The organism is Kineococcus aurantiacus (genome assembly GCF_013409345.1).
GTDB lineage: Bacteria > Actinomycetota > Actinomycetes > Actinomycetales > Kineococcaceae > Kineococcus > Kineococcus aurantiacus.
The window spans coordinates 3,234,941-3,259,094 of record NZ_JACCBB010000001.1; the positions used below are offsets into that span (position 1 = coordinate 3,234,941).

The 24,154-nt window shown below is 75.8% G+C and carries 26 protein-coding genes and 1 other RNA gene; 23 read left to right on the top strand and 4 right to left on the bottom strand.

Annotation, left to right across the window (positions count from 1 at the left end):
* Position 1: 1 nt before the first annotated feature.
* Both BJ968_RS15580 and BJ968_RS15585 read right to left on the bottom strand, forming a co-directional pair.
* Positions 2-514: a GNAT family N-acetyltransferase gene (locus tag BJ968_RS15580; protein WP_343078065.1), complete on the bottom strand. Its 513-nt coding sequence runs from the start codon at positions 512-514 to the stop codon at positions 2-4.
* On the bottom strand, positions 511-4,422 hold the full coding sequence (locus BJ968_RS15585) for an FtsK/SpoIIIE domain-containing protein (protein ID WP_179753358.1): 3,912 nt from the start codon (positions 4,420-4,422) through the stop codon (positions 511-513). The genes BJ968_RS15580 and BJ968_RS15585 overlap by 4 nt, the downstream gene beginning before the upstream one ends.
* 114 nt (positions 4,423-4,536) lie before the next feature.
* On the opposite strand from BJ968_RS15585, the gene BJ968_RS15590 reads away from it, so the two are divergent.
* The 23 genes from BJ968_RS15590 (at position 4,537) to BJ968_RS15700 (ending at position 22,217) form a co-directional block, all read left to right on the top strand.
* Positions 4,537-5,769, top strand: a complete 1,233-nt coding sequence (locus BJ968_RS15590; protein WP_179753360.1) for an ATPase, T2SS/T4P/T4SS family — start codon at positions 4,537-4,539, stop codon at positions 5,767-5,769.
* Positions 5,766-6,620 carry a type II secretion system F family protein gene (locus BJ968_RS15595; protein WP_179753362.1) on the top strand — a complete coding sequence of 285 codons (855 nt, stop codon included), beginning with the start codon at positions 5,766-5,768 and terminating at the stop codon, positions 6,618-6,620. Before BJ968_RS15590 ends, BJ968_RS15595 begins: the two co-directional genes overlap by 4 nt.
* On the top strand, positions 6,617-7,489 hold the full coding sequence (locus BJ968_RS26775) for a type II secretion system F family protein (RefSeq protein ID WP_218885088.1): 873 nt from the start codon (positions 6,617-6,619) through the stop codon (positions 7,487-7,489). The genes BJ968_RS15595 and BJ968_RS26775 overlap by 4 nt, the downstream gene beginning before the upstream one ends.
* A 10-nt stretch (positions 7,490-7,499) precedes the next feature.
* The gene (locus BJ968_RS15605; RefSeq protein ID WP_179753364.1) at positions 7,500-7,661 is read left to right on the top strand and encodes a hypothetical protein; all 162 of its coding nucleotides are present in this window, start codon (positions 7,500-7,502) and stop codon (positions 7,659-7,661) included.
* The gene (locus BJ968_RS15610) at positions 7,658-8,026 is read left to right on the top strand and encodes a TadE/TadG family type IV pilus assembly protein (RefSeq protein ID WP_179753367.1); all 369 of its coding nucleotides are present in this window, start codon (positions 7,658-7,660) and stop codon (positions 8,024-8,026) included. Before BJ968_RS15605 ends, BJ968_RS15610 begins: the two co-directional genes overlap by 4 nt.
* Complete coding sequence (locus BJ968_RS15615; protein WP_179753369.1) at positions 8,023-8,487, top strand: pilus assembly protein; 465 nt, start codon at positions 8,023-8,025, stop codon at positions 8,485-8,487. The genes BJ968_RS15610 and BJ968_RS15615 overlap by 4 nt, the downstream gene beginning before the upstream one ends.
* The gene (locus BJ968_RS15620; RefSeq protein ID WP_179753371.1) at positions 8,484-8,921 is read left to right on the top strand and encodes a hypothetical protein; all 438 of its coding nucleotides are present in this window, start codon (positions 8,484-8,486) and stop codon (positions 8,919-8,921) included. The genes BJ968_RS15615 and BJ968_RS15620 overlap by 4 nt, the downstream gene beginning before the upstream one ends.
* Before the next feature lie 18 nt (positions 8,922-8,939).
* Positions 8,940-9,614, top strand: a complete 675-nt coding sequence (locus BJ968_RS15625) for an SDR family NAD(P)-dependent oxidoreductase (RefSeq protein WP_179753373.1) — start codon at positions 8,940-8,942, stop codon at positions 9,612-9,614.
* 11 nt (positions 9,615-9,625) lie between these two features.
* Complete coding sequence (gene prfB, locus BJ968_RS15630) at positions 9,626-10,729, top strand: peptide chain release factor 2 (RefSeq protein WP_179753375.1); 1,104 nt, start codon at positions 9,626-9,628, stop codon at positions 10,727-10,729.
* A 36-nt stretch (positions 10,730-10,765) separates the two neighbouring features.
* A complete protein-coding gene (ftsE, locus tag BJ968_RS15635; RefSeq protein ID WP_179753377.1) occupies positions 10,766-11,455 on the top strand; it encodes a cell division ATP-binding protein FtsE in 690 nt (229 codons plus the stop codon).
* Positions 11,455-12,360, top strand: coding sequence for a permease-like cell division protein FtsX (gene ftsX / locus BJ968_RS15640; RefSeq protein WP_179753379.1), 906 nt, complete (start codon positions 11,455-11,457; stop codon positions 12,358-12,360). The genes ftsE and ftsX overlap by 1 nt, the downstream gene beginning before the upstream one ends.
* A gap of 74 nt (positions 12,361-12,434) precedes the next feature.
* The gene (smpB, locus tag BJ968_RS15645) at positions 12,435-12,905 is read left to right on the top strand and encodes an SsrA-binding protein SmpB (RefSeq protein WP_179753381.1); all 471 of its coding nucleotides are present in this window, start codon (positions 12,435-12,437) and stop codon (positions 12,903-12,905) included.
* 158 nt (positions 12,906-13,063) lie between these two features.
* Positions 13,064-13,429, top strand: a transfer-messenger RNA (tmRNA) gene (gene ssrA, locus BJ968_RS15650).
* Positions 13,430-13,567: 138 nt separating this feature from the next.
* Positions 13,568-14,278 carry an ABC transporter ATP-binding protein gene (locus BJ968_RS15655; RefSeq protein WP_179753383.1) on the top strand — a complete coding sequence of 237 codons (711 nt, stop codon included), beginning with the start codon at positions 13,568-13,570 and terminating at the stop codon, positions 14,276-14,278.
* Positions 14,275-15,591 (top strand): hypothetical protein, encoded by a 1,317-nt coding sequence (locus BJ968_RS15660; RefSeq protein ID WP_179753385.1) that lies wholly within the window; start codon positions 14,275-14,277, stop codon positions 15,589-15,591. Before BJ968_RS15655 ends, BJ968_RS15660 begins: the two co-directional genes overlap by 4 nt.
* Positions 15,592-15,731: 140 nt before the next feature.
* A complete protein-coding gene (locus BJ968_RS26780; protein ID WP_179753388.1) occupies positions 15,732-16,589 on the top strand; it encodes a diguanylate cyclase domain-containing protein in 858 nt (285 codons plus the stop codon).
* A gap of 9 nt (positions 16,590-16,598) precedes the next feature.
* Positions 16,599-17,723: an oxidoreductase gene (locus BJ968_RS15670; protein WP_179753390.1), complete on the top strand. Its 1,125-nt coding sequence runs from the start codon at positions 16,599-16,601 to the stop codon at positions 17,721-17,723.
* 7 nt (positions 17,724-17,730) lie between these two features.
* Positions 17,731-18,303: a YqgE/AlgH family protein gene (locus BJ968_RS15675; RefSeq protein WP_179753392.1), complete on the top strand. Its 573-nt coding sequence runs from the start codon at positions 17,731-17,733 to the stop codon at positions 18,301-18,303.
* A gap of 31 nt (positions 18,304-18,334) precedes the next feature.
* Positions 18,335-18,646 carry a DUF3039 domain-containing protein gene (locus BJ968_RS15680; RefSeq protein ID WP_179753394.1) on the top strand — a complete coding sequence of 104 codons (312 nt, stop codon included), beginning with the start codon at positions 18,335-18,337 and terminating at the stop codon, positions 18,644-18,646.
* Between the two features lie 58 nt (positions 18,647-18,704).
* Complete coding sequence (locus tag BJ968_RS15685; protein ID WP_218885089.1) at positions 18,705-20,528, top strand: DEAD/DEAH box helicase; 1,824 nt, start codon at positions 18,705-18,707, stop codon at positions 20,526-20,528.
* 9 nt (positions 20,529-20,537) lie between these two features.
* Entirely contained in the window at positions 20,538-20,993 is a 456-nt protein-coding gene (locus tag BJ968_RS15690; protein ID WP_179753396.1) for an SRPBCC family protein, read from the top strand.
* Between the two features lie 34 nt (positions 20,994-21,027).
* Positions 21,028-21,486 carry a tellurite resistance TerB family protein gene (locus tag BJ968_RS15695; RefSeq protein WP_179753398.1) on the top strand — a complete coding sequence of 153 codons (459 nt, stop codon included), beginning with the start codon at positions 21,028-21,030 and terminating at the stop codon, positions 21,484-21,486.
* A 20-nt stretch (positions 21,487-21,506) separates the two neighbouring features.
* On the top strand, positions 21,507-22,217 hold the full coding sequence (locus tag BJ968_RS15700; protein WP_179753400.1) for an RDD family protein: 711 nt from the start codon (positions 21,507-21,509) through the stop codon (positions 22,215-22,217).
* Here the strand turns inward: BJ968_RS15700 and BJ968_RS15705 are convergent.
* Positions 22,204-22,830 carry an isochorismatase family protein gene (locus BJ968_RS15705; RefSeq protein WP_179753402.1) on the bottom strand — a complete coding sequence of 209 codons (627 nt, stop codon included), beginning with the start codon at positions 22,828-22,830 and terminating at the stop codon, positions 22,204-22,206. The two genes, BJ968_RS15700 and BJ968_RS15705, sit on opposite strands and share 14 nt — an antisense overlap.
* A complete protein-coding gene (locus BJ968_RS15710) occupies positions 22,827-24,119 on the bottom strand; it encodes a nicotinate phosphoribosyltransferase (protein WP_179753404.1) in 1,293 nt (430 codons plus the stop codon). The genes BJ968_RS15705 and BJ968_RS15710 overlap by 4 nt, the downstream gene beginning before the upstream one ends.
* Positions 24,120-24,154: the final 35 nt, after the last annotated feature.

Below are 24,154 nucleotides of genomic sequence, written 5' to 3' on the forward strand. Positions count from 1 at the left end.
GTCACGATGGGGAGCTGGGGGCGAGCTCCGACAAACGGTCCCCGTCCAGGCGCCACGTCGTCCAGTCCTCCTGCGGCCGAGCCCCCAGAGCACGGTAGAAGGCGTGGGCGGAGGTGTTCCAGTCCAGGACCGTGAACTCCAGCCGCCCCAGGCCGCGCTCGGCGCACAGGCGCCCCAGCTCACCGAACAGGGCCCGCCCGATCCCGCCGCGGCGGTGCGCGGGCCGCACGTACAGGTCCTCCAGCCACAGGCCCTGCCGGCCCAGCCACGTCGAGAACGTCGTGAACCACAACGCCATCCCCGCCACCTCGAGGCGGCCGTCGCGCTCGACCTCGGCGAGCACGCAGCCGATGCCGGTGCCCGGCTGCAGGGCACGGGCGAAGTCCTCGGCGCGGGCCTGCGCGGCGTCCGGCTCCCGCTCGTACTCGGCCAGCTCCCGCACCAGGGCGACGATCGCCCCGGCGTCCTCGGGGGTGGCCGGCCGCAGGACCGTCGTCGTCGTGGAGCTGCTCACGGGGCCACCGTAGGACAGCTGATCCTCACTGAGCGCCAACGACCCCCCTCCACCGCGAAACCGGCTCCCGGACCGGGCCCGGGAGCGACCACCGGCCGCCGCGCGAGCACCTCCGCCGGGACCCACCCGCCCCGGCCCAGCAGCACCGTCGTGCGCGCCGCCGACCGCACCGCGGCCGCCGGGCCCCGGAACGCCGCGACCACGTCCACCCCGTCCCCGGCGGCGGCCAGCCGCACCGGGCCACCGCCCAGCAGGGCCCCGCCCAGCACGTCCTCGACCGCCGGGGGCAGCGGACGGCACACGTCGTCCAGCAGCACCAGGCCACCGGCCGCCCAGCACTCCCGCACCTCCTGCGGCCCCGCCTCGCGCGCCCACACCGCGCGACCTCCGCGCCGCACCTCCGCGTCGGCCAGCGCCCGCAGCGCCGTCGTCCGCCCGCTGCCCACCGGCCCCGCGACCAGGACGACGTGCCCGGTGTCCACCAGGACCACCCCGCCGTCGTCGCCGCCCAGGCCGATCGGCAGCCGCCACCCCACCCCGGGCAGCTCCCCGGCGCGCGCCGGCAGCGGGGCCACGCCCAGCCGCGCCGTCCCCGGCCCCGACGGCAGGTCGCCCGGCAGGTCGCCCGGCAGGGCGACCTGCACCTCGTGACCCACCCCGTCGACCACGAGCAGCCCGCGGCCCGGCGGCGCGTCGCGGGGGACGGCCGAGGGCCGCACCCCCAGCAGGGCCGCGTCGGACCGGTCGGCCGTGCGCAGCAGCACCACCGACCCCACCGTCCCCGCCACGGCCCCCGTCAGCGACGGGCGGTCCCCGGCGACGGCGACCCGCACACCCGCCCCGGCTCCCTCGCGCAGCAGCCGCAGCAACGGATCGGCCCCCGCCGCCGGGTCGGCCGCCGCCAGCGCCGCCGTCCACGCCTCCCAGCCGTCCACGACCAGGACGACGTGCCCCGTCCACGACCCCGCGGCCCGCCGCCGGTCCACCTCCTGCTGCACCCGCTCCAGCAGGCGCCCGGCGCGCCAGGGCTCCGAGCGCGCCACCACCGACCCGACCGGCCCCGTCCCGGCCAGGTCGCGCAGCCGGCCACCGGCGTCCAGCACGTGGACCTCGGTGCCCGGCACCCGCGCGGCCTCGGTGACGAGACGGCGCAGCAGCGTCGTCCGGCCGCTGCGGACCCCGCCGACGACGAGCAGGTGCTGGCCCGCGGCCAGGTCCCAGGCCACGTCCTCGCGCCGCTGCGCGTCCGGCAGGTCCACCAGGCCCCACACCAGCCGCCCGCCCGCGCCCGGCGGCAGGTCCGGCACCACCGGCGGCAGCGGCGGCAGCCACGGGGCCGGCGGGCGGGGCCGGCCGGCCGCGGCGGCGACCAGCGTCCGGACCAGCCCGGGCAGGTCGTCGACCTCCCCGGGGCGGTCCCCCGTGCGGTCCCCGTCCGCGGGGACCGCACCCGGCCCGTCCGGCACCTCCCGCACGAGCACGCCCCCGGACCGGGCCGGGCCGCGCAACCGGGCGGTCTGGAACTCGCGCAGCCCGTCGCGGCGCAGCAGCGCCCGCCCCGGCACCGTGAACCCCGCCGGACGGGGGTCGCCCACCACGTCCTCGGCGTCCGCGCGGTCCTGCACGCGCAACGCGACCCGCAGGTCCGTGTTGGCCCGGATCTCCGGGCTCACGACCCCCGCCGGGCGCTGGGTCGCCAGCACCAGGTGCACGCCGAGCGAGCGGCCCACCCCGGCCAGCCGCACGAGACCGTCGACGAACTCGGGGACCTCCTGGGCCAGCACCCGGAACTCGTCGACGACGACCACGAGCCGGGGCAGCCGCCCCGGCGGCAGGTCCCGCACGTCCGCGACCCCGGCCGCGGCCAGGACCTGCTCGCGGCGGGCCACCTCGGCCCGCAGGCTGCGCAGCACCCGCTGGGCGAGCCGGTCGTCCAGGTCGGTCACCAGCCCCGCCACGTGCGGCAACCCCGTGCACGCCCCGAACGCCGCACCGCCCTTGTAGTCGACGAGCACGAGCTGCAGGTGCTCGGGCGGGCACGCCAGCGCCAGGGAGACCACGAGCGTCGCGAGCAGCACCGACTTGCCCGACCCCGTCGTGCCCGCCAGCAGCGCGTGCGGCCCGTCGTGGACCAGGTCCACCGCGCACGGGCCCGAGGCGTCCGCCCCCAGCACCGCGGGCAACCCCGCGGGCGGCCGCGCCCAGCCGCGCCGCAGCGACTCCACCGACGGGACCCCCACCAGGTCCAGCAGCCGCACGTCCGCGGGCACGGCGCTCGCCGACGCCGCGGCGGCGTCCAGGAGCGGGGCCAGACCCCGCGCGAGCCGTTCGGCCCACACCTCGTCCACGGCGTCGACGCGCACGGGCACGCGCTCGTGCGCGGACAGCAGCAGCCCGTCGGGACCCTGCCCGGCAGCCCCGTCGGTGAGGTCGAGCACCGTGCGGCACTGCGCGGGCAGGTCCGCGCGCGCCCGGCCCAGGCACACGGTGTGGACGCCGACGGCGGGGCCGTCGGTGAGCAGCGGCGCCAGCCGCGGGTCGGTGCGCCACCAGCCCACGGGGTCCAGGACCACGACGAGGTCGGGGCCGGGGCCTCGCCCAGCCGGTCCGGTGCGGCGGCGGACCTCGGCGGCCGGCACGCCCAGCACGTCGCCGTCGACGACCTCGACGGCGTGCGGCAGCCAGCGGGTCCACTCCCACCCCGGGCCGGCGACGACCCGCACGTCGGCGGGGGACTGCCAGGCGGCCAGCTGCGCCAGCAGCAGGCGCACCAGCCCCTCGCCGGGGCCGCACACGCCGAGCGGCCCGGCGCTCAGGGACACCGTCACGGGCACGTCCGCCAGCACGGGGGTGCCGGGGCCGCCGCGCACCGCGACCGTCGTGGCCGGCAGGTCGCCCAGGCCGACCCGGGCGGTGAGGTGGTCGGCGTCGGCGGGGGAACGGGTGAACAACCGGTCCCCGGGGCCGGCCACCTCCGCGGCCAGCCGGCCGGCGTCGGGGTGCAGGTCGCGGCGGTGGGTCTGCTCCCGCCGCGCGGCCTCCCCGACCTCGGTGCGCACGCGGGCCAGCGCGGCCCCGGCCCGCGCGGCGCGCCGCTGCTCGTCGTGGCGGTGCCGGCGGCGCTGCCCCAGCCACTGCCCGGCGGCCAGCACCGGTGAGGCCAGGCCCAGCAGCAGCGACAGCGGCGACCACACCAGGGCCAGGACGACGGCGACCGCCACCGGCACGAGCAGAGCCAGCCACGGCGGACCCGGTGCCTGCGCCGCCGGGTCGGGGACGGGCCAGGTGAACTCCCGGGCCCGGGGTTCGGCGAGCAGCCGCGGGGGCCGGTTCAGCAGCAGGCGTCCCGCGGCGTCGGGTTGCACGACGGCTGCCGCGACGGCGGGTCCCCCGGCGCGCAGCACCGTGTGGCCGAGGGCGAACTCGGTCCCGGGCGGGACCTGCACCGGGCCCCGCACGGCCTCCCGTTCCCCCGCGCGCAGCACGGCGGTCCCGTTGAGCGAGCCGAGGTCGCGCAGCGTGGTGACCCCGGCGGGGGACAGTTCGAGTTCGGCGTGCCGGCGCGACACGGAGGGGTCGTCGATCCCGACCGCCGCCGGCCCGTCCCCGCGCCGGCCCAGCAGGTGCCGCCCGGGAGCCACGGCGAAACCCGTCCCCGCCGCCGGTCCCGCGACGGCCACGAGGTCGGTGGGCGCCGCGGCCGGCGGGGGCAGCACGACCCCGGCCAGCAGCGGCGGCATCCCCAGCACCGCGTCCGCGACGGGGTGCCCGTCCAGGGCCCACTCCCGCCAGTCCCGCGGCCAGGGGCCGGTGACCTCCTCCAGCCGGGCGCGGGCGTCGGTCAGGGTCGTCCCGACGGGAACCTCGAGCTCCACGTCGGCGCCCAGCACGGTCATCCGGAACGGCACGGACGGATCGTGGCACGGCCGCGCGGCGGGCCCCCGGGAGTTATCCACATCACCCGGACGCCACGCGTCGTCCTCCACTACGGTCGCCGCACACGAGTTCGGAGGAGGTGTGCGGTGGACGCGGTCCGCCTGGTGGAGGACGAGGTGCGGGCGCAGGTGCGCCGCCGCACCGCGGCCGGGAGTTTCCGCGGCGAGGCGGCCGAACTGCGGTCCCTCGTCGACGCCGTCGTCCTCGACTACGACCTGCGGTCCCTGGACGGTTCGCTGCCGGGGCTGCCCGACCGGGAGGACGCGGTCCGCGAAGTCGTGGCCGCCGTCTCCGGTTACGGTGCGCTGCAACGGTACTTCGACGACCCCGAGGTCGAGGAGATCTGGATCAACGAACCGGGCAAGGTCTTCGTCGCCCGTTCCGGCGTCCCCGAACTCACCACGACCATCCTGGACGAGGACACCGTCGCCGAACTCGTCGAGCGGATGCTCGCCACCACCGGCCGCCGCGTCGACCTGTCCAGCCCCTTCGTGGACGCCTCGCTGCCCGACGGTTCCCGCGTGCACGTCGTCATCCCCGACGTCACCCGCCGCCACTGGGCGGTCAACGTGCGGCGCTTCGTGACCCGCGCGCGGCGGCTGGACGACCTCGTCGGCCTCGGGTCGCTGACCCCGGCGGCCGCGCGGTTCCTCGACGCCGCCGTCGCCTCGGGGCTGAACCTGCTCGTGTCGGGAGCCACCCAGGCGGGGAAGACGACGCTGCTGAACTGCCTGCTGGGTTCGGTCCCCGCGCACCAGCGCATCGTCACGTGCGAGGAGGTGTTCGAGCTGCAGCTGCACAACCGCGACGTCGTCGCGATGCAGTGCCGCCAGCCGAACCTGGAGGGCCGCGGGGAGATCCCGCTGCGCCGGCTCGTGAAGGAGGCCCTGCGGATGCGCCCGGACCGGCTCGTGGTGGGTGAGGTCCGGCAGGCCGAGAGCCTGGACCTGCTCATCGCGCTGAACTCCGGGTTGCCCGGGGCGGCGACGGTCCACGCGAACTCCGCCGCCGACGCCGTCGCGAAGATGTGCACGCTGCCGCTGCTGGCCGGGGAGAACGTCACGACGGGTTTCGTCGTGCCCGCCGTCGCCTCGAGCCTGGACCTCGTCGTCCACGCCGAACTGGACGCCGACGGCCGGCGCCGGGTGCGCGAGGTCGTGGCCGTGACGGGACGCTGCGAGGGCGGTGTGGTGGAGACGGCGGAACTGTTCGGGACCCGCGACGGCGTCCTGGTCCGCGGCACCGGCTGGCCACCGCACCGCGAGCGGTTCGCCCGGGCCGGTTTCGACCTGGCCGCTCTGCTGGGGGCCCGCCCGTGACGGGTGTCGCGGTCGGCGCGGTGCTGGGTCTGGGGGTGTTCTGCCTGTGGTGGTCGTGCTGGGAACGGCCGGCCCGCCCGGCGGCGCGTCGGCGGGCCGGGGTGCGGGACCTGCTGGCCGCCGCCGGGTGGACGGACGTGCCCGTCGCCGTGTTCGTGGCCGGGTGCCTGGTCGCCGGGGTGCTGGCGGGTGTCCTCGTGCTGGCGCTGACGGCCGTGCCGGTGCTCGGCGGCGGGGCCGCGCTGGCGGCGGGGCACGCGCCGGTGGCCCTGGCCCGCCACCGCGCCCGCGCCCGGCGCGAGGACGCCGCCGCCGAGTGGCCCGACGCCGTCGACGCGCTCGCGGCCTCGGTCCGGGCCGGTGCCCCGCTGCCCGATGCCGTCGCGGCGCTGGCCGTGCGCGGCCCGCACCGGTTCCGGCCCGCCTTCGCCCGCTTCGCCGTCGGGCACCGCGCCAGCGGGGCGTTCGAGACCGAGCTGGAGTCCCTGCGCACCGAGCTGGCCGACCCCGTCTTCGACCGGCTCGCCGCGACGCTGCGCATGACGCGCCAGGTGGGCGGCAGCGACCTGGGCGCCACACTGCGGACCCTGTCGGGGTACCTGCGGGAGGACCGCCGGACCCGCGGGGAACTGCTGGCCCGGCAGAGCTGGACGGTGTCCGCGGCCCGGCTCGCCGTCGCCGCCCCCTGGATCGTCCTGGCGCTGCTGGCCACCCGGCCCGGCACCCTCGCCGCCTACGGCGACGCCACCGGCGCCGCGGTCCTGGTCGCGGGGGCCGCGGTCTCGACCGGTGCGTACCGCCTCATGCTGCGGCTGGGGCGGCTGCCCGAACCGCGCCGGGTGCTGTCGTGATCGCCGGGGTCCTGCTCGGGACGCTGGCCGGGGTGGGAGCGCTGCTCGTGCTCGCCGGTTCCCCGTGGCGCCGCGGCCCGGCCCTGGACGCCCGCGTCCTGCCCTACCTCGGGGCGCCGGGGTCCCGCCGGGCCCGCGACGTGCTGCGCGTCGTCGGCACGGCCGTGGGGTCGCGGCTGGGGTCGGGCCGGGCCGTCACCGAACGGCTCCTGGTCCTGCACCCCGACGCCGCCGGCGGCCCCGAGCTCGCCGCGCACCGGGCCGAGCAGGTCCTGTGGTCGTGCGCGGGGACGGCGCTGGCGCTGGCCGGGGTCTGGGCGGGCGCGGGGGCGAACCCCGTCGCGGTCGTCGCGGCCATGGTCGTCGGCGGGCTCGGCGGGGCGCTGGCCCGCGACGAGCTGCTCGCGCGGGCGGTGCGCCGGCGCCGCGAGGAGCTCGTCGCGGACCTGCCGGCCGTGGCCGAGCTCCTGGCGCTGTCGGTGGCGGCGGGGGAGAACGTCTCGGCCGCCCTCGACCGCGTCGCCGCCGGCGGGGGCCCGCTGTGCGAGGGGCTGCGGGCGGCGCTGGGGCGGGTGCGCACGGGGACCCCGCTGCTCGACGCCCTGGCCGACCTCGCCGGGCGCTGGCAGGTCCCGCCGTTCAGCCGGTTCGTCGACGCCCTCGCGGTGGCGGTCGAAGCCGGCAGCCCCCTGGCCGACGTCCTGCGCGCGCAGGCCGCCGACGCCCGCGACGCCGAGCACCGCCGGCTCACCGAAGCCGGTGGGCGGCAGGAGGTCGCGATGATGGTCCCCGTCGTCTTCGGGATCCTGCCGACCGTCGTGGTGTTCGCCGTCTACCCCGGTCTGGCCCAGCTCCAGCTGACGAACTGAAGGAGTAACCGTGTTGAAGGAACTGCTGAACGACGACCGGGGCGACGTCCCCGGCTGGGTCCTGGTGACCATCATGACCGCCGGGCTGGTGGTGGGCCTGTGGGCCGTGGCCGGCCCGCGGCTGGCGGCCCTGTTCACCGCGGCGATGGACGCGGTGGTCGGCCAGCTGTGAGGCGGGACGAGGGCTCGGCCGTCGCCGAGTTCGCCGCCGTCGCCGGGCTGCTGGCGCTGCTGTTCGCGGCCGTCGTGCAGCTGGCCGTCGTCCAGCACGTGCGGGCCACGGCCGCCGACTGCGCGGGGGAGGGCGCCCGGTTCGGGGCGCTGCGCGGCAACACCCCCGCCGACGGCGCGGCCCGGGCCCGCGCCCTGCTCGCGGCGTCCCTGTCCCCGGCGTACGCGCGCGACGTCACCGCGCGCCGGGCCGAGGTGGCCGGGACCGCGCTCGTCGAGGTCGAGGTCGACGCCCCGCTGCCCGTCGTGGCGTTCCTCGGCCCGCGGCTGCTGCGCGTGCGGGGTCACGCGCTGGCGCAGCCGTGAGCGGCCCGACGGCGAGGAACCCGGCCCTAGGGGACCCGGCCGCCGGGGACGAGGGGAGCGCGGCCGTGGAGTTCCTCGCCGTCGGCGTGCTGCTGCTCGTCCCGATCGCCTACCTCGTGCTGACCCTGGGCCGGGTCCAGGCGGCGGCGTTCGCCGCGGGGGCCGGGGCCGCGGAGGCGTCGCGGCTCGTCGCGACCGGTGCCGCCGTGGACCGGGCCGGGGCCGCGGTGGTGCTGGCCGTGACCGACCAGCACCTGGACCCGCGGGCGGCGACGCTGGACGTCGCGTGCTCGGCGGACCCCTGCGCCACGCCGGAGGGGGAGGTCGCCGCGACCGTGCGCCTGGACGTCGAGCTGCCGCTCGTGCCGGCGTTCCTGGCCGGCGCGGTCCCGCTGCGCGTCCCCGTGGACGTCCGGCGGGTGGCGGTCGCCGACCGGTTCGCCCCCGTGGGGCCGGGGTGAGGGGGTCCTCGGACGAGGGCCGCATCGCCCTGCTGTCCCTGGCGTTCGGGCTGCTCGCGACGGTCCTCGTCCTCGTCGTCGTCTCGGCCTCGGCCGTCCACCTGCAGCGCACACGGCTGTACGCCGTGGCCGACGCCGCCGCCGCGGACGCCGCGGATGCCCTCGACGAGCGGTCCTACTACGCGCAGGGCGTTCCCGGCGGCACCGCGCTGCTCACCGACGCCTCCGTCCGCGGCAGCGTCGAGGAGTACGTGGCCGACCACGCGGGCGTCGCGGGGGTTGTCGTCGGCGCGGGCACCGGGACGCCCGACGGGCAGCGCGCCGACGTCGAGCTCGTGGTCGTCACCGCCCCGCCGTTCACGGCCTTCGTGCCCGCCCGGTTCGCGCGGGTGCGGATCACGGCCCGCTCCAGCGCGCGGGCGGAGCTGCGCTGAGCGTGCCACGGTGAGCCCGTGGAGCTACGAGACGCAGCGGTCCTGGTGACCGGAGCCGGGGGTGGGCTGGGGCGGCCGCTCGTCGAGGGGCTGCTGGCCGCCGGGGCCCGGGTCGTCACGAGCAGCCGGACGGCGCCGCCGGTCGGGGACGCCCCCGCGGTGGCCGCCGACCTGCGGCTGCCGGGGGAGCCCGAGCGCCTGGTGGCCGAGGCCGTCGCGCACCTGGGCCGCCTCGACGGCCTCGTGCACGCCGCCGGGGTGGTGGCCTTCGGGCCGGCCGCCGACGCCGACGACGACCTGCTGGACGAGCTGTTCCTGGCCGACGCGATCGGGCCGATCCGGCTGCTGCGCGCGGCGCTGCCGCACCTGCGCGCGGGCCGCGACCCGTTCGCGGTGGTCGTGACGGGTGTCGTCGCCGAGCGCCCCCAGGCCGGGATGGCGGCCTACTCCGCGGCCAAGGCTGCGCTGTCCGCCTTCGTCACCGCCGTGGCGCGCGAGGAGCGGTCCCGGGTCCGGGTGCTCGACGTGCGGCCCCCGCACACCGAGACGGGGCTGGCGACCCGCCCGGTGGCCGGGACCGCGCCGCGGCTGCCGCCGGGGCTCGCGCCGGCGGAGGTGGCCGAGCGGGTCCTGCGGGCCGTGACCGGCGGGGAGCGGGAGCTGAGCGCGGAGGCCTTCGCGCGACGCACGTAGACTCGTCGGCCGTGGCCATCGACTTCCCCGCCGAGATCTCCGCCCTGCGCACGACGTACGCCTCCATCCGGGAGGTGTCCGACCTCGACGGGCTGCGCACCGAGCTGGCCGACCTCAACGAGCAGGCCGCCGCGCCGGACCTGTGGGACGACCCCGAGACCGCCCAGGGCGTGACGAGCCGGCTGTCGTCGGTGCAGGCCGAGCTGGAGCGCATCGAGAAGATGGGCGGGCGCATCGACGACCTGGAGGTGCTCGTCGAGCTCGCCGAGTCCGAGGGCGACGCGGACTCCCTGGCCGAGGCCGAGCAGGAGCTGGAGGCGATCAAGGGGTCGCTGGAGGAGCTGGAGGTCCGGACGCTGCTGTCGGGGGAGTACGACGCCCGCGAGGCCCTGGTGACGATCCGCTCCGAGGCCGGTGGCGTCGACGCGGCCGACTTCGCGCAGATGCTCATGCGCATGTACCTGCGCTGGGCCGAGCGCAAGCACTACAAGACGGAGCTGTACGACACCTCCTACGCCGAGGAGGCGGGCATCAAGTCGGCGACGTTCAAGGTCGCCGCCCCGTACGCCTACGGCACGCTGAGCGTGGAGCAGGGCACCCACCGCCTGGTGCGCATCTCCCCGTTCGACAACCAGGGCCGGCGTCAGACGTCGTTCGCCGGGGTCGAGGTGCTGCCCGTGGTGGCCGAGACCGACCACATCGAGATCCCCGAGAACGACGTGCGCGTCGACGTGTACCGCTCCTCCGGGCCCGGTGGCCAGTCGGTCAACACGACCGACTCCGCGGTGCGCCTGACGCACCTGCCGACGGGCATCGTCGTGACGTGCCAGAACGAGAAGTCGCAGCTGCAGAACAAGGCCGCGGCCATGCGCGTCCTGCAGGCCAAGCTGCTGGAGAAGGCCCGTCAGGACCGGCAGGCCGAGCTGGACGCGCTCAAGGGCGAGGACTCCGGGTCGTGGGGCAACCAGATGCGCTCCTACGTGCTGCAGCCGTACAAGATGGTCAAGGACCTGCGCACGAACTTCGAGGTCGGCAACACCGACGGGGTGTTCGACGGTGAGATCGACAGCTTCCTGGACGCGGGCATCCGCTGGCGCAAGCAGCGTGAGAGCTGAACCTCACGCTCAGCCACAGACCGTAGGGTGTGAGTGATGATCACCTTCGAGCACGTCAGCAAGAGCTACGGCGAGGGGCACCGTCCCGCGCTCGCCGAGGTGACCCTCCAGATCGACAAGGGCGACTTCGTCTTCCTCGTGGGCCCCTCGGGCTCGGGGAAGTCGACGTTCCTGCGCCTGGTCCTGAAGGAGGAGAAGGCCTCCGGCGGCAGCGTCCAGGTCAACGGCCGCGACGTCGGCCGGCTGCGGTCCTGGAAGGTGCCGCAGCTGCGCCGGCAGATCGGCGTGGTCTTCCAGGACTTCCGGCTGCTGGCCGACAAGAGCGTCTACGACAACGTCGCCTTCGCCCTGCAGGTCCTCGGCAAGCCGCGGCACGTCATCGCCCAGACCGTCCCCGAGACCCTGGGGCTGGTGGGGCTGGGCGGCAAGGAGAAGCGCCGCCCCCACGAGCTGTCCGGGGGTGAGCAGCAGCGCGTGGCCATCGCCCGCGCCTTCGTCAACCGGCCCGCGATCCTGCTGGCCGACGAGCCCACCGGCAACCTCGACCCCGAGACCAGCGTGGGGATCATGAAACTGCTCGACCGCATCAACCGCACGGGGACCACCATCGTCATGGCCACGCACGACGACGACATCGTCGACCAGATGCGCAAGCGCGTCGTGGAGCTGCGCGACGGCCGCGTCGTGCGCGACGAGGACCGCGGCGTGTACGGGTCGGGCCGCTGATGCGCCTGGGTTTCGTCCTCGGCGAGATGTTCGCGGGGCTGCGGCGCAACTTCACGATGACGATCGCGGTCGTGCTCGTGACGATGGTGTCGCTGTTCTTCTTCGGGACCGGGCTGCTCGTGCAGAAGCAGGTCGGCATCCTCAAGGGCGAGTGGTACGACCGCGTCCAGGTCTCCATCTTCCTGTGCGGCAGCGAGTCCCCCGAGAGCGCCTGCCCGGGCGGGGAGATCACCGACGCCCAGCGCGACGCGCTGCGCGCGCAGCTGGAGGCCGACCCGCGGGTCGAGCGCGTCTACTACGAGTCCAAGCAGCAGGCGTTCGAGAACTTCAAGGAGACCAACGACTCCTCGATCACCGACAAGGTGACGGCCGACCAGCTGCCGGAGTCCTTCCGCGTGCGGTTGCAGGACCCCGAGGGCTACCAGGCCGTGAGCGACGACTACGGGACCGTCGCCGGCGTCGAGGACGTCCCGGACCTGCGGGCCATCCTGCAGCCGCTGTTCACGGTGCTGGACGTGGCGACGAACATCGCCCTGGGCCTGGCCGCCCTCATGCTCGTCTGCTCGATGATGCTGGTGTCCACGACGATCCGGCTCACGGCGTTCAGCCGCCGCCGCGAGACGACGATCATGCGCCTGGTGGGGGCGTCGCGGGCGCTCATCCAGCTGCCGTTCGTCCTCGAGGGCGTCGTGGCCAGCTTCGTCGGGGGTCTGCTGGCCTCCGCGGCCCTGTGGGCCATGGTCAACTTCGGGGTGTCCCGGCTGCAGAACCGGCCCGGGTTCACCACCCGGCTCATCGACACCCACGACGTGCTGACCCAGACCGGGCCGGTCATGCTCGCCGTCGGGGTCGTGTTCGCGGTCATCGCGTCGCTGTTCAGCCTCCGCCGTTGGCTGAAGGTGTGAGAACCGCGGTGCGGTGCCCCCGCCCCGGCGCCTAGACTCGGCTGCTCACCCGATCCACCCCCAGGAGGGACGACGTGCCGCGCGAGACCGGTCGCAAGGTGATCGCCAGCAACCGCAAGGCGCGCCACGACTACTTCATCGACGACACCTACGAGGCCGGCATCAGCCTCATGGGCACCGAGGTCAAGGCCCTGCGGATGGGCCGGGCCTCCCTGGTCGACGGCTTCGCCCACATCGACCGGGGCGAGATGTGGCTCGAGGGGGTTCACATCCCCGAGTACGTGCAGGGCACCTGGACCAACCACACCCCGCGCCGCAAGCGCAAGCTGCTGCTGCACCGCGCCGAGATCGACCGGTGGGCCGGCAAGGTCCGCGAGTCGGGGCTGACCATCGTGCCGCTGGCGCTGTACTTCGTCGACGGCCGCGTGAAGGTCGAGATCGGCCTGGCCCGGGGCAAGAAGAACTACGACAAGCGCCAGACGCTGCGGGAGAAGCAGGACAAGCGCGAGGCCGACCGCGCCATGTCGCTGCGCCGGAACCGCTGATCACGGCCGCCCGCGGTCCTGCAGCGGGCGGCGCGGGGCCCGGTGAGGGCCCGACCGCGTCCCCCGGGCGGCCGACGGGTGGGCGGCGGGGTGTCCCGGTGGGAATGGGGACGACGCACCCGCGGTTGAGGGGTAAGCTGGACAGCACAACTCAACACGGGGATGACAGGTTTCGACGTTGGTCGTCGAGCCAGGGGAAGCGGGTCGAGGATGCATGGTCATCTCGTCAACGATCCATGCAAACCAATAGGTGCCGATTCCAAGCGCACCGAGTTCGCCCTCGCCGCCTGAGCGAGCGCGACTCTGTCAGCCCGGGTGCGCTCCCGCCCCGGGTCCTGGCATCGACTAGGGAGCTCACCTCTCACCGAGGTCGCGTAGGTGAGAGGGACACGCAACGCGGCTGGGCCCGGCGATGACATGCCTGTGTGAGCATCGGGGCCGAGCAGACCGTTGAACAGGATGCACCCGGAGAAGCCCTGGTACCACGCTGACGGACGCGGGTTCGATTCCCGCCATCTCCACCTGACGACGAAGGCCGTCTCCCCGATCGGGGAGGCGGCCTTCGTCGTGTCCGGGGACTACTGCCCAGGGAGGACACCGCCCCCGCCGGTTCCGCCCGCGCTCCGACGCGCCGGGGTGCCCCCGCGCACGAGGCTCGGGTCATGGACATCCTCACCGGCCGCGGTCTCGTCGTGACCTACGGCGGCACCCGCGCCCTCGACGGCGTCGACGTCACGGTCCGGGCGGGCGAGTCGGTCGCCGTGATGGGCCCCTCCGGGTCGGGCAAGACGACGCTCCTGCACGTCCTGGCCGGCATCGTGCGGCCCACCTCGGGGACCGTCGAGCTCGCCGGCCAGGACCTGGCCCCGATGAGCGACACGCGGCGGACCCTGCTGCGCCGCACCGACTTCGGGTTCGTCTTCCAGTCCGGTCAGCTGCTGTCGGAGCTGCCCGCGGAGGAGAACGCCGCCCTGCCGCTGCTGCTGGGCGGCCACTCGCGCGCCGCCGCGACCGCCCGCGCCCGCGACCTGCTGGCCCGCCTCGGCCTGGCCGGGACCGAGCGCCGGCGGCCCGGGGAGCTGTCGGGCGGCCAGGTGCAGCGCGTCGCCGTCGCCCGGGCCCTGGTGGGCCGGCCGAAGGTCGTCTTCGCCGACGAGCCGACCGGCGCCCTGGACCAGGCCACCGGCCGGGAGGTCCTGGACCTGCTGACGTCGGTGGCCCGCGAGGACGGGGCCGCGCTCGTCGTCGTCACCCACGACGTCGCCGTCGCCCGCTGGTGCGACCGGACCCTGGCCGTGCGCGACGGCCGGGTCTGGAGCCGGCGCCCAGCGCCGGACGACGAGTTCACCGCCCCCGCGGGGAGCCTGCGGTGAGGCTGTGGTGGTCCCTGGCCCGGCACGGCGCGACGGGGTCGAGGCTGCCGACGGCGCTGGCCGTGCTGGCCTTCGCCGTCACGACGTGGGCCGTGCTGACCGTCGCGGGGGGAGTGCGGGCGTTCGCGGCGCGCGCCGACCTGCCCGGGGCGGGCGCGGACGCGGCGACGTACCCGTTCCTGTCGTGGGTGGCCGTCGCGCTGCTCGTCGTCCCGACCGCGACGCTGGGGGCGGCCGCGGCCCGGCTGACGATCGCCCGCCGCGACGAGCGGCTGGCCCGGCTGCGGCTGGCCGGCGCCACGACCGCCCAGATCGGCGCGGTCGCCCTCCTGGACGCCGGGGCGCAGGCCCTGGTGGGCGCCCTGCTCGGGGTGCTGCTGGACGTCGCGGCGCTGCCGGCGGTGGCGCTGCTGCGGTTCCAGGGCCGCCCCTTCGACGTCGCCGAGCTGCGGCTGGGCGCCGGCGCCGTCCTGCTGGTCGTGGTGGCGGTGCTCCTGGTCGCGCTGGTCTCCTCGGCGGTCAGCCTGCGGCGCGTCGCGATCACCCCGCTGGGGGTGGCGCAGCGCCTGCCGCAGGAGGGGCTGAGCTGGGCCCGGGTCCTGCCCGTGCTGCTGCTCGGCGGCGGCTTCGTGGCGGCCTTCAACGCGAGCAGCGTCCTGTTCGGGGTCGGGCAGGCGTTCGCGGTGCTGGTCCTGGTCGCGCTCCTCGCGGGCGCGTTCGCGGTGTTCAACCTCGTCGGGCCGCTGCTCGTGTCCCTCCTGGGCCGGGTCCTGGCGGCGCGGGCCCGCAGCGTGGAGACGCTGCTGGCGGCGCGCCGGATGGGCGAGGACCCCAGGAGCGTGTGGCGCAGCGTCGGCGGCGTCTCCCTGGTGACGTTCGTCGCGGGCTGCCTCAGCGTCGCGCCGGGGCTGGCGGCGGGCGGGGAGGGCGGTGACCTGGCGACCGACATCGGCACGGGGTCGGCGGTGACGCTGGTCGTCTGCGCGGTGCTGGCGGCGGTCTCGACGGGGGTGACGCAGGCCTCGCGGGTGCTGGACTCCCGGGCCCGCTACCGGACGCTGCACCTGTCGGGCACGGACGTCGCCGTGCTGCACGCGGCGCGCTCGCGCGAGACGTGGGTCCCGCTGCTGGTCACGATGGGGGGCGCGGCGGCGCTGTCGCTGCTGGTCGTCTCCCCGGTCCTGGGGCTGCTGGGGGAGGCTCCCGCGGGGGTGCTGCGGTTCGCCGGGTGCGCGCTGGGGGGCGCCGCGCTCGTGCTGCTGGCCTCGCGCGCCAGCCGCCCCCTCGTGCGGGCCTGCGCGACGTCTCCCTGAGTCACTGGCGGAGACGCTGTGTCGCAACGTGTCCGCCGTGTCAGCGACATTGCGGCACTCGACACGGCCCCCGTGCTCGGTGGCTCGTACGGTCGTCGGACGCCGGCCCACGCGGGGCCGGGTGACGGCGAGGGGGAGCAGTGCAGGACGCCGACTTCCGGCGCCTCGTGGAGGACTCTCCGCTGGCCACGGTGCTCGTGGAGCGCGGTGCCGACGGGTGGGGCGCGACGTGGTTCAACCGTGCCGCCGCCGACCTCCTCGGGGACCGGGCCCCCACCGGCCTCGACGGCCTCGTGCACCCCGACGACCTCCAGGACGTGCGGGACGCCCTCGACGCCGGCGTGCCGCAGGACCGGACCGCGCGCGAGTGGCGCTTCCTGGCCGCCGGCGGCCAGGTCGTCACCGTCGAGGTGCTGCTCGGGCCGGCCGGCCGCGACGGCGACGCCGTGACGCTGTCGTGCTGGGACGTCACCCGGCACGTCGAGCGCGCCCGCGACCTCACCCACCGCGCCACCCACGACCGCCTCACCGGGCTGCCCAACCGCGGCCTGCTGGAGGACCGCTGGGAGCAGGCGCGCTCACGGGCCCGGCGCGCCGGCACCGTGCCCCTCGTCGCCTTCTGCGACCTCGACGACCTCAAGCAGCTCAACGACCGCCACGGCCACCTCGCCGGGGACCGCGCCCTCGTCGCCGTCGCCGACCGCCTGGTCGGCGTCTCCCGCGCCGGGGACACCGTCGCCCGCTTCGGCGGCGACGAGTTCGTCGTGCTCGTCGACTCCGCGGCCGACGTGGACCCCCAGGCGCTCCTGGAGCGGCTGCGCGAGGCCGTCGCGGACGTCCCGGTCGACGTCGCCGAGGGCGTGGGCGTGCGGGTCGGGTGCAGCGTCGGGCTCGTCGTGGACGACCCCTCGCTGCCCACCGCCGAGGTCCTGGCCCGCGCCGACCGGCGCATGTACGAGGACAAGCGCCGCGACCGGGGCCGCCGACCGCCGGGGTAGCGTTCCCGCGTGAGCCGACTGTTCGAACCGATCACCCTGCGCGGCACGACCTTCCCCAACCGCGTGTGGGTCTCGCCCATGTGCCAGTACTCCTGCGACCCCGAGCAGGCCCCCGGCGTCCCGACCGACTGGCACCTCGTGCACCTCGGCGGCTTCGCCCTCGGCGGCGCCGGGCTCGTCCTCACCGAGGCCGCGGCCGTCGTGCCCGAGGGCCGCATCAGCCCCCAGGACACCGGGCTGTGGAACGACGAGCAGACCGCCGCGTGGGCGCGGATCGTCGACTTCCTCCACGGCCAGGGGGTCGCCGCCGGCGTCCAGCTCGCCCACGCCGGCCGCAAGGCCAGCACCCACCGGCCCTGGGACGAGCGCTCCGGGTCCGTCCCCGCCGCCGAGGGCGGCTGGGGGACCGTGGGGCCCAGCGCCCTGCCGTACGGCGACTTCGCCGCCCCCCGCGCCCTGGACGCCGACGGGATCGCCGCCGTCGTGCGGGCCTTCGCCGACGCCGCCCGGCGCGCCGACGCGGCCGGCTTCGACGTCGTCGAGCTGCACGCCGCGCACGGCTACCTGCTGCACCAGTTCCTGTCCCCGCTGTCCAACCAGCGCACCGACGAGCACGGCGGGTCCTTCGAGAACCGCTCGCGGCTGCTGCTGGAGGTCCTCGACGCGGTCCGCGGGGTCTGGCCGCAGGACAAGCCCGTCCTCGTCCGGATCAGCACCTCCGACTGGGTCGAGGGCGGCTGGGACGTCGAGGACTCCGTCCGGCTGGCCCGCGAGCTGGCCGCCCACGGCGCCGACCTGGTCGACGCCAGCTCCGGCGGCAACGACCCCCGCCAGCAGATCCCCGTCGGCCCCGGCTACCAGGTGCCCAACGCGGGCCGGGTCAAGCGCGAGGCCGGTGTCCCCGTCGGGGCCGTCGGGCTGATCCTCGAACCCGCCCAGGCCGAGCAGGTCCTCGTCAGCGGCGACGCCGACGCCGTCCTGCTGGCCCGCCCGCTGCTGTCCGACCCGCGCTGGCCGCAGCGGGCCGCGGTCGCCCTGCACGACACCGCGCGGCTGCCCTGGCCCGCGCAGTACGTGCGCGCCACCCGCGACGCGGTGCCGTTGTCTCGCCCCCGGGCCGCCGCGACGTCATGATGAGGGGGTGGAAGGGAGCCTCACGGGACGGTTGCTGCTGGCCACGCCCGCGCTGACCGACGCCAACTTCGCGCGCTCCGTCGTCCTCGTGCTCAACCACGACGACGACGGGGCGCTCGGCGTCGTGGTCAACCGCCCCCTCGACGTCGACGTCTCGGCGGTCCTGCCGAGCTGGCAGCCGTTCGCGACGGCCCCCGGCAAGCTGTTCCAGGGCGGCCCGGTCGCGCTCGACTCCGCCCTGGGCCTCGTGGCCGTCCCCGGCGACCACCCCGACCCGCTGGGGGTGCGGCGCGTCTTCGGGTCCGTCGGGCTCGGCTCGGTCGGGCTGGTGGACCTCGACACGCCGCCGGAGTCCATCAGCACGCAGCTGTCCGGGCTGCGCATCTTCGCCGGCTACGCCGGCTGGAGCGCCTCCCAGCTCGAGGGCGAGATCGCCGAGGGCGCCTGGTTCGTGCTGCCCGCCGAGGCGCGCGACCCGTTCAGCCCCAGCCCGCACGACCTGTGGGGCGACGTGCTGCGCCGCCAGGGCGGCGACCTGGCCCTCGTCGCGAGCTTCCCCAGCGACGTCTCGATGAACTAACGCGGCGTCCGGCCCGTCGTACCATCGCCGCATGAGCTCGCCGACCGACGACCCGTACCGCACCCAGCCCGAGGCCCCCGCCGCCCCGTCGCGCACCGCGGTCCTCGACCGCGAGGAGCAGGTCCGGGAAGAGGCGGCGCCCGGCGACCACGAGCGCTTCGCGCACTACGTGAAGAAGGAGAAGATCATGGAGTCCGCCCTCTCGGGCGACCCCGTGATCGCGCTCTGCGGCAAGGTCTGGGTCCCCGGCCGCGACCCCAAGCGGTTCCCCGTGTGCCCGACGTGCAAGGAGATCTACGAGAGCCTCTCCGGCGGCGGCAAGGGCGGGGACGACAAGGACTGAACCCCGGCGCGTCGCCGCGCCGGAGCACGTCCGGGAGTCGTCTACGGTGGTTGGACCCATGAGCACGACCGAGCACGAACCCCAGCTGGCCCTGGCCGACACGACCCCCGGTCCCGTGGTCGACGCCCCCGGCGTCCCCGCGGCCCGGCCGCTGCGGGCCTGGCAGAACGCCGCCCTGGAGAAGTACTTCGACCCCGCGCGCGAGGAACCCGCCGACTTCCTCGTCACCGCGACCCCGGGCGCGGGCAAGACGACCTTCGCCCTGGCGCTGGCGCGGCGGCTGCTCGACACCCGCCGCGTCGACCGCGTCGTCGTCGTCGCCCCGACCGACCACCTGCGCACGCAGTGGGCCGAGGCCGCGCACCGGGCCGGGATCGAGCTGGACCCGACCATGACGAACGCCGTCGGGCCCGTGCGGCCCGACATGAAGGGCTACGTCACGACGTACGCCCAGGTCGCCGGGCACCCGATGCTGCACCGGGCCCGCGCCACCGCCAAGCGCTCGCTGGTCGTCATGGACGAGATCCACCACGCCGGGGACGGCCTGTCCTGGGGCGACGCCGTCTTCGAGGCCTTCGGCGACGCCCGCCGCCGGCTGTCCCTGACCGGGACCCCGTTCCGCACCAAGACCGACGAGCGCATCCCCTTCGTCTCCTACGTCGAGGACGACTCCGTGGAGTCCGAGGGCGGGCTGAGGTCGGCCGCCGACTTCACCTACGGCTACAAGGACGCCCTCACCGACGGCGTCGTGCGGCCCGTCGTCTTCGCCGCCTACACCGGCGTCTCGCGCTGGCGGAACTCCGCCGGCGAGGTCGTCGCCGCCTCCCTCACCGACGCCACGACGAAGTCGGTGGAGTCGCTGGCCTGGAAGACGGCCCTGGACCCGCGCGGCGACTGGGTCCCGCACGTCATCGCCGCCATGGACGAGCGCCTGAACCACCTGCGCGAGCACGGCATGCACGACGCCGCCGGGCTGGTGCTGGCCTCCGACCAGGACGACGCCCGCGCCTACGCCAAGATCGTCCAGCGCGTCACGGGGGAGAAGCCCGCGCTGATCCTGTCCGACGACCCCAAGGCGTCGCAGAAGATCTCCGAGTTCGCCGGGTCCGACCAGCGCTTCGTCGTCTGCGTCCGGATGATCTCCGAGGGCGTCGACGTGCCGCGCGCCGCGTGCCTGGCGTGGATGACGTCCTACCGGACCCCGCTGTTCTTCGCCCAGGCCGTCGGGCGCGTCGTCCGCTCCCGCGCCCCGGGGGAGTCCGCCACGGTCTTCCTGCCCGCCGTCCGGCCGCTGCTGGCCCTGGCCGCGGAGATGGAGTCCGACCGCAACCACGTCATCCCGCCGCCGGCGTCGGTGTCCTCCGACGAGGTCGACGAGGGCGGCCTGGACCTGCTGCCGCCGCCCGAGCGCGAACCGGGGGAGAAGAAGGAGTACGAGGCCCTGGAGGCCCAGGCCGAGTTCGCCCACGTCCTGCACGGCGGCAAGGCCCTCACCGGCGGCGACCTGCCGGACGTCAGCGTCGAGGAGGCCGACTACCTCGGCCTGCCCGGGCTGCTGTCCCCGGAGCAGACCGCGGCCCTGCTCGCCCAGCGCGACGCCGAGATCCGCAAGCGCACCGCCGTCGCCCGGCCCGCCGCCGACGACGCCGAGGACACCGGGCCCGACCCGGCCGGACCGGAGCAGGAGGACGCCGCCTGGCACACCGCGGCGCTGCTGCGCAAGGAGATCCACGGGCTCGTCGGCCGGGTCGCGGCCGGGCGCGCCCTGCCGCACGCCTCGGTCTACTCCAAGCTGCGCGCCGCCGTCCCCGGACCGCCCTCGGCCTCGGCGTCCGTCGACGTCCTGCGCCGGCGCCGGGACCACCTGCTGTCGATGGTCTAGGTTCGGAGGATGCCGGAGATCGTCCAGCGGACCATGGTGCGCGCGCCCCTGGCCGAGGTGTTCGACATGTCCCTCGACCTCGACGTCGAGCGCGTCGCGGGGAAGCGGTTCAAGGTCCGCGCCGTCGAGGGGGCCGGCCGCACCAGGGGCCGCATCGAGCTGGACGAGAGGGTCACCTGGCGCCTGCGCATCCTCGGGGTCCCCGTGCGGCACACCTCGCACATCGTCGAGCTGGACCGTCCCGCGCGGTTCGTCGACGAGATGGAGTCCGGGGCGTTCGCCCGGTTCCGGCACGAGCACTCGTTCGAGACCGAGGGCCCGCAGATGACGATCATGACCGACCGGATGTCGTGGAGCTCACCGTGGGGGGCGCTGGGGCGCGTGGCCGACCTGCTCTTCGTGCGCCGCACGCTGCGGCAGCTGCTGGCCGACCGCAACTCCGAGATCGTCCGCCGCTTCAGCTGAGGAACCCCGACCGCCCGGCACCCGTTGCCCCGGCATGGGATTCCTGGACAACCTGAAGAACAAGGGCCTGCTCGCGGGCGACCAGCTCAAGACGAAGGTCGGCCAGTTCAAGAGCAAGGACTTCGCCGAGGCGAGCATGGCGACGTGCGCCCTCATCGCCGCCGCCGACGGCAGCATCGAGCCCGAGGAGCGGCAGAAGACGGCCGCGTTCATCGCCAGCAACGACGTCCTGTCGGTCTTCAACGCCGGTGACCTGCGCGAGTCCTTCGACAAGTGGTGCGGCAAGCTGAGCGCCGACTACGACTTCGGCAAGATCGAGGCGCTGCAGGCCGTCGGCAAGCTGCGCAGCAAGCCCGACCAGGCCCGCGCGGTCGTGCAGGTGGGCGTCGTCATCGGCGGCGCCGACGGCGACTTCGACCCCACCGAGCGCCGAGCCGTCCGTGAGATCTGCCAGGCCGTGGGGATCGACCCGGCCGAGTTCGGCGTCGCCTGAAGCACTGGCAGGCTGGCACCGTGAGCACGACGCCCGGGTGGTACCCGGACCCCTCCGACCCCACCCGCACCCACCTGCGCTGGTGGGACGGCGCCCGGTGGACCGAGCACGTCCACCAGCAGGCGCCGTCCCTGACGAAGGCGCCGCAGGAGGTGCAGCGCGGCGCGGCGGCACCCACCCGCTACCCGCCGTCGCAGTACCCCGCCCCGGGCGTCAAGGCCATCGCGACACCCGACGGCCAGGCTCTGGGCAACCTCGGCCTGCGGCTGGTCGCGCGCATCGTCGACGCGGTCGTCGTCACGGTCATCGCGTCCCTGGCGGGCCGGTCGTCGCTGGCGGTCATGACGTCCCTGTCGCAGACCACCCTGGACCGGCTGCTGGCCGGGGACTCCGCCGCCGTCGCCGACCTCGTCGCCAACACGTCCTACAACGCCGCCGCGCAACGGCTGACGCTCGTCCTCGTGGCGGTCAGCGCCGCGTACACCGTCCTCACGACGCGGTTCTACGGCGCGACGCCGGGCAAGGCGCTGTGCGGTCTGCGGGTGCGGGACTGGGACCGCCCCGGGCTGCCCACGACGGGTCAGGCGGTCGTGCGGTGGATCGGCAGCGACCTGCTCGGCTCCATCATCGGGCTCTGGTACCTCGTCGACTTCCTGTGGCCGACGTGGGACCAGCGCCGGCAGGCCGTGCACGACAAGCTCGCGCGCACGGTCGTCGTCAAGCGCCGCTGACCTCCACGACGGGGTCACCGATGAGGGTGACCCCGTTCGCGCGCAGCTGCGCGAGCGCCGCCTCGACGCTCGCGGGGGAGATCCCGGCCGTCAGCCCCAGCAGCACGGTGGTGCGCAGGCCCAGGCGGGCGGCGTCCAGCGCGGTGGCCCGCACGCAGTGGTCGGTGGCGATCCCGACGACGTGGACCTCGTCGACGCCCCGCTCGCGCAGCCAGTCCGCCAGGCCGGTGTCCAGCTCCCCGCCCTCGGCGGTCGGGGTGGTCGTGACGCCCTCGAAGCCGGAGTAGGCCGCGGCGTACTGGCCCTTGCGGAAGACGGCCTCGACGCGGCGGGTGTCGAGGTCGTCGTGCAGCCGCGCCCCGGTCGTCCCGGCGCGGCAGTGCACCGGCCAGCTGTCGACGAAGTCGGGGGTGTCGGAGAAGTGGGCGCCGGGGTCGATGTGGAAGTCCTGGGTGGCCACGACGTGGTCGAAGCGGATGCCCCGCCCCGTGGAGGTGTCGGTGGCCAGCAGGGCGCTGATGGCGCGGGCGACCTCGTCGCCGCCGGCCACGGCCAGCGACCCGCCGGGGCAGAAGTCGTTCTGCACGTCCACGACGACCAGGGCCCGGGTCACCGGACCACCTCCTGCTGCGGGCCGAGCACGGTCGTGGGGATGGCCGGTTCCCCCTTGGACAGCGCCAGCCCGTCCCACGGCAGCGTGACGAGGGCGCGGCGCAGGTGGTCGCGGGAGGCCGGTAGGTCCGGCAGCCCGTCCACGCGCTGCCCGTCGACGACCAGCGGCACCTGCAGGGGCCGGTCGTTGGGCTCGCGCGGCGGGGCGGCGCCCACGCCCAGCACCTCGTCGGTGGCGGTCCCGGTCGGCCGGTGCCGGCGGACGGCGACCTTGCGCCCGCCCTGGGTGACCTTGGACGTGGAGCGCTTGGCGACGGGACGGCCCTCGACCTCCACGAGCTTGTAGACGAGCCCGGCGGTGGGGGCCCCGGAGCCGGTCACCAGCGACGTCCCCACGCCGTAGCCGTCGACGGGCGCGGCCCGCAGCGCGGCCAGGGCGTACTCGTCGAGGTCGCCGGAGACGACGATGCGCGTGGAGGTGGCGCCCAGGGAGTCGAGCTGCTCGCGGGCCTGCACGGCGAGCACCTCCAGGTCGCCGGAGTCGATGCGGACCGCGCCGAGCCCGGTCCCGGCGACCTCGACGGCCGTGGCGATCCCGGCGGTGATGTCGTACGTGTCGACGAGCAGCGTCGTGCCGACGCCGAGCGCGGCGACCTGCGCGGCGAAGGCGTCGGCCTCGGTGTCGTGCAGCAGCGTGAAGGCGTGCGCGGACGTCCCGGAGGTGGGGATGCCGTAGGAGGCCCCGGCCTGCAGGTTCGACGTGGAGGTGAACCCGGCGAGGTAGGCGGCGCGGGAGGCGGCCACGGCGGCGTGCTCGTGGGTGCGGCGCGAGCCCATCTCGATGAGGGGGCGGCCCCCGGCGGCCTGGACCATGCGGGAGGCGGCGGCGGCGACGGCGCAGTCGTGGTTGAGGATCGACAGGACCACCGTCTCCAGCACCACGGCCTCGGCGAAGGTGCCGGTCACGGTGAGGATGGGCGAGCCGGGGAACCACAGCTCGCCCTCGGCGTAGCCCTCGATCGAGCCGCTGAAGCGGTACGCGGCCAGCCAGTCCAGGGTCCGCTCGTCGAGCACCCCGCGCAGCCCGCCCAGCAGCTCGGGGTCGAAGGTGAAGTCCCGCACGGCGTCCAGCACGCGGCCGGTCCCGGCCACCACGCCGTAGCGCCGGCCCTCGGGCAGGCGCCGCCCGAACACCTCGAACGTGCACGCCCGCTCGCCCGTCCCGTCGGACAGGGCCGCCTGCAGCATCGTCAGCTCGTAGTGGTCCGTCAGCAGAGCGGTGCTCACCATGCACCGAATCTAGTCACGACCGGCCCGCCTAGACT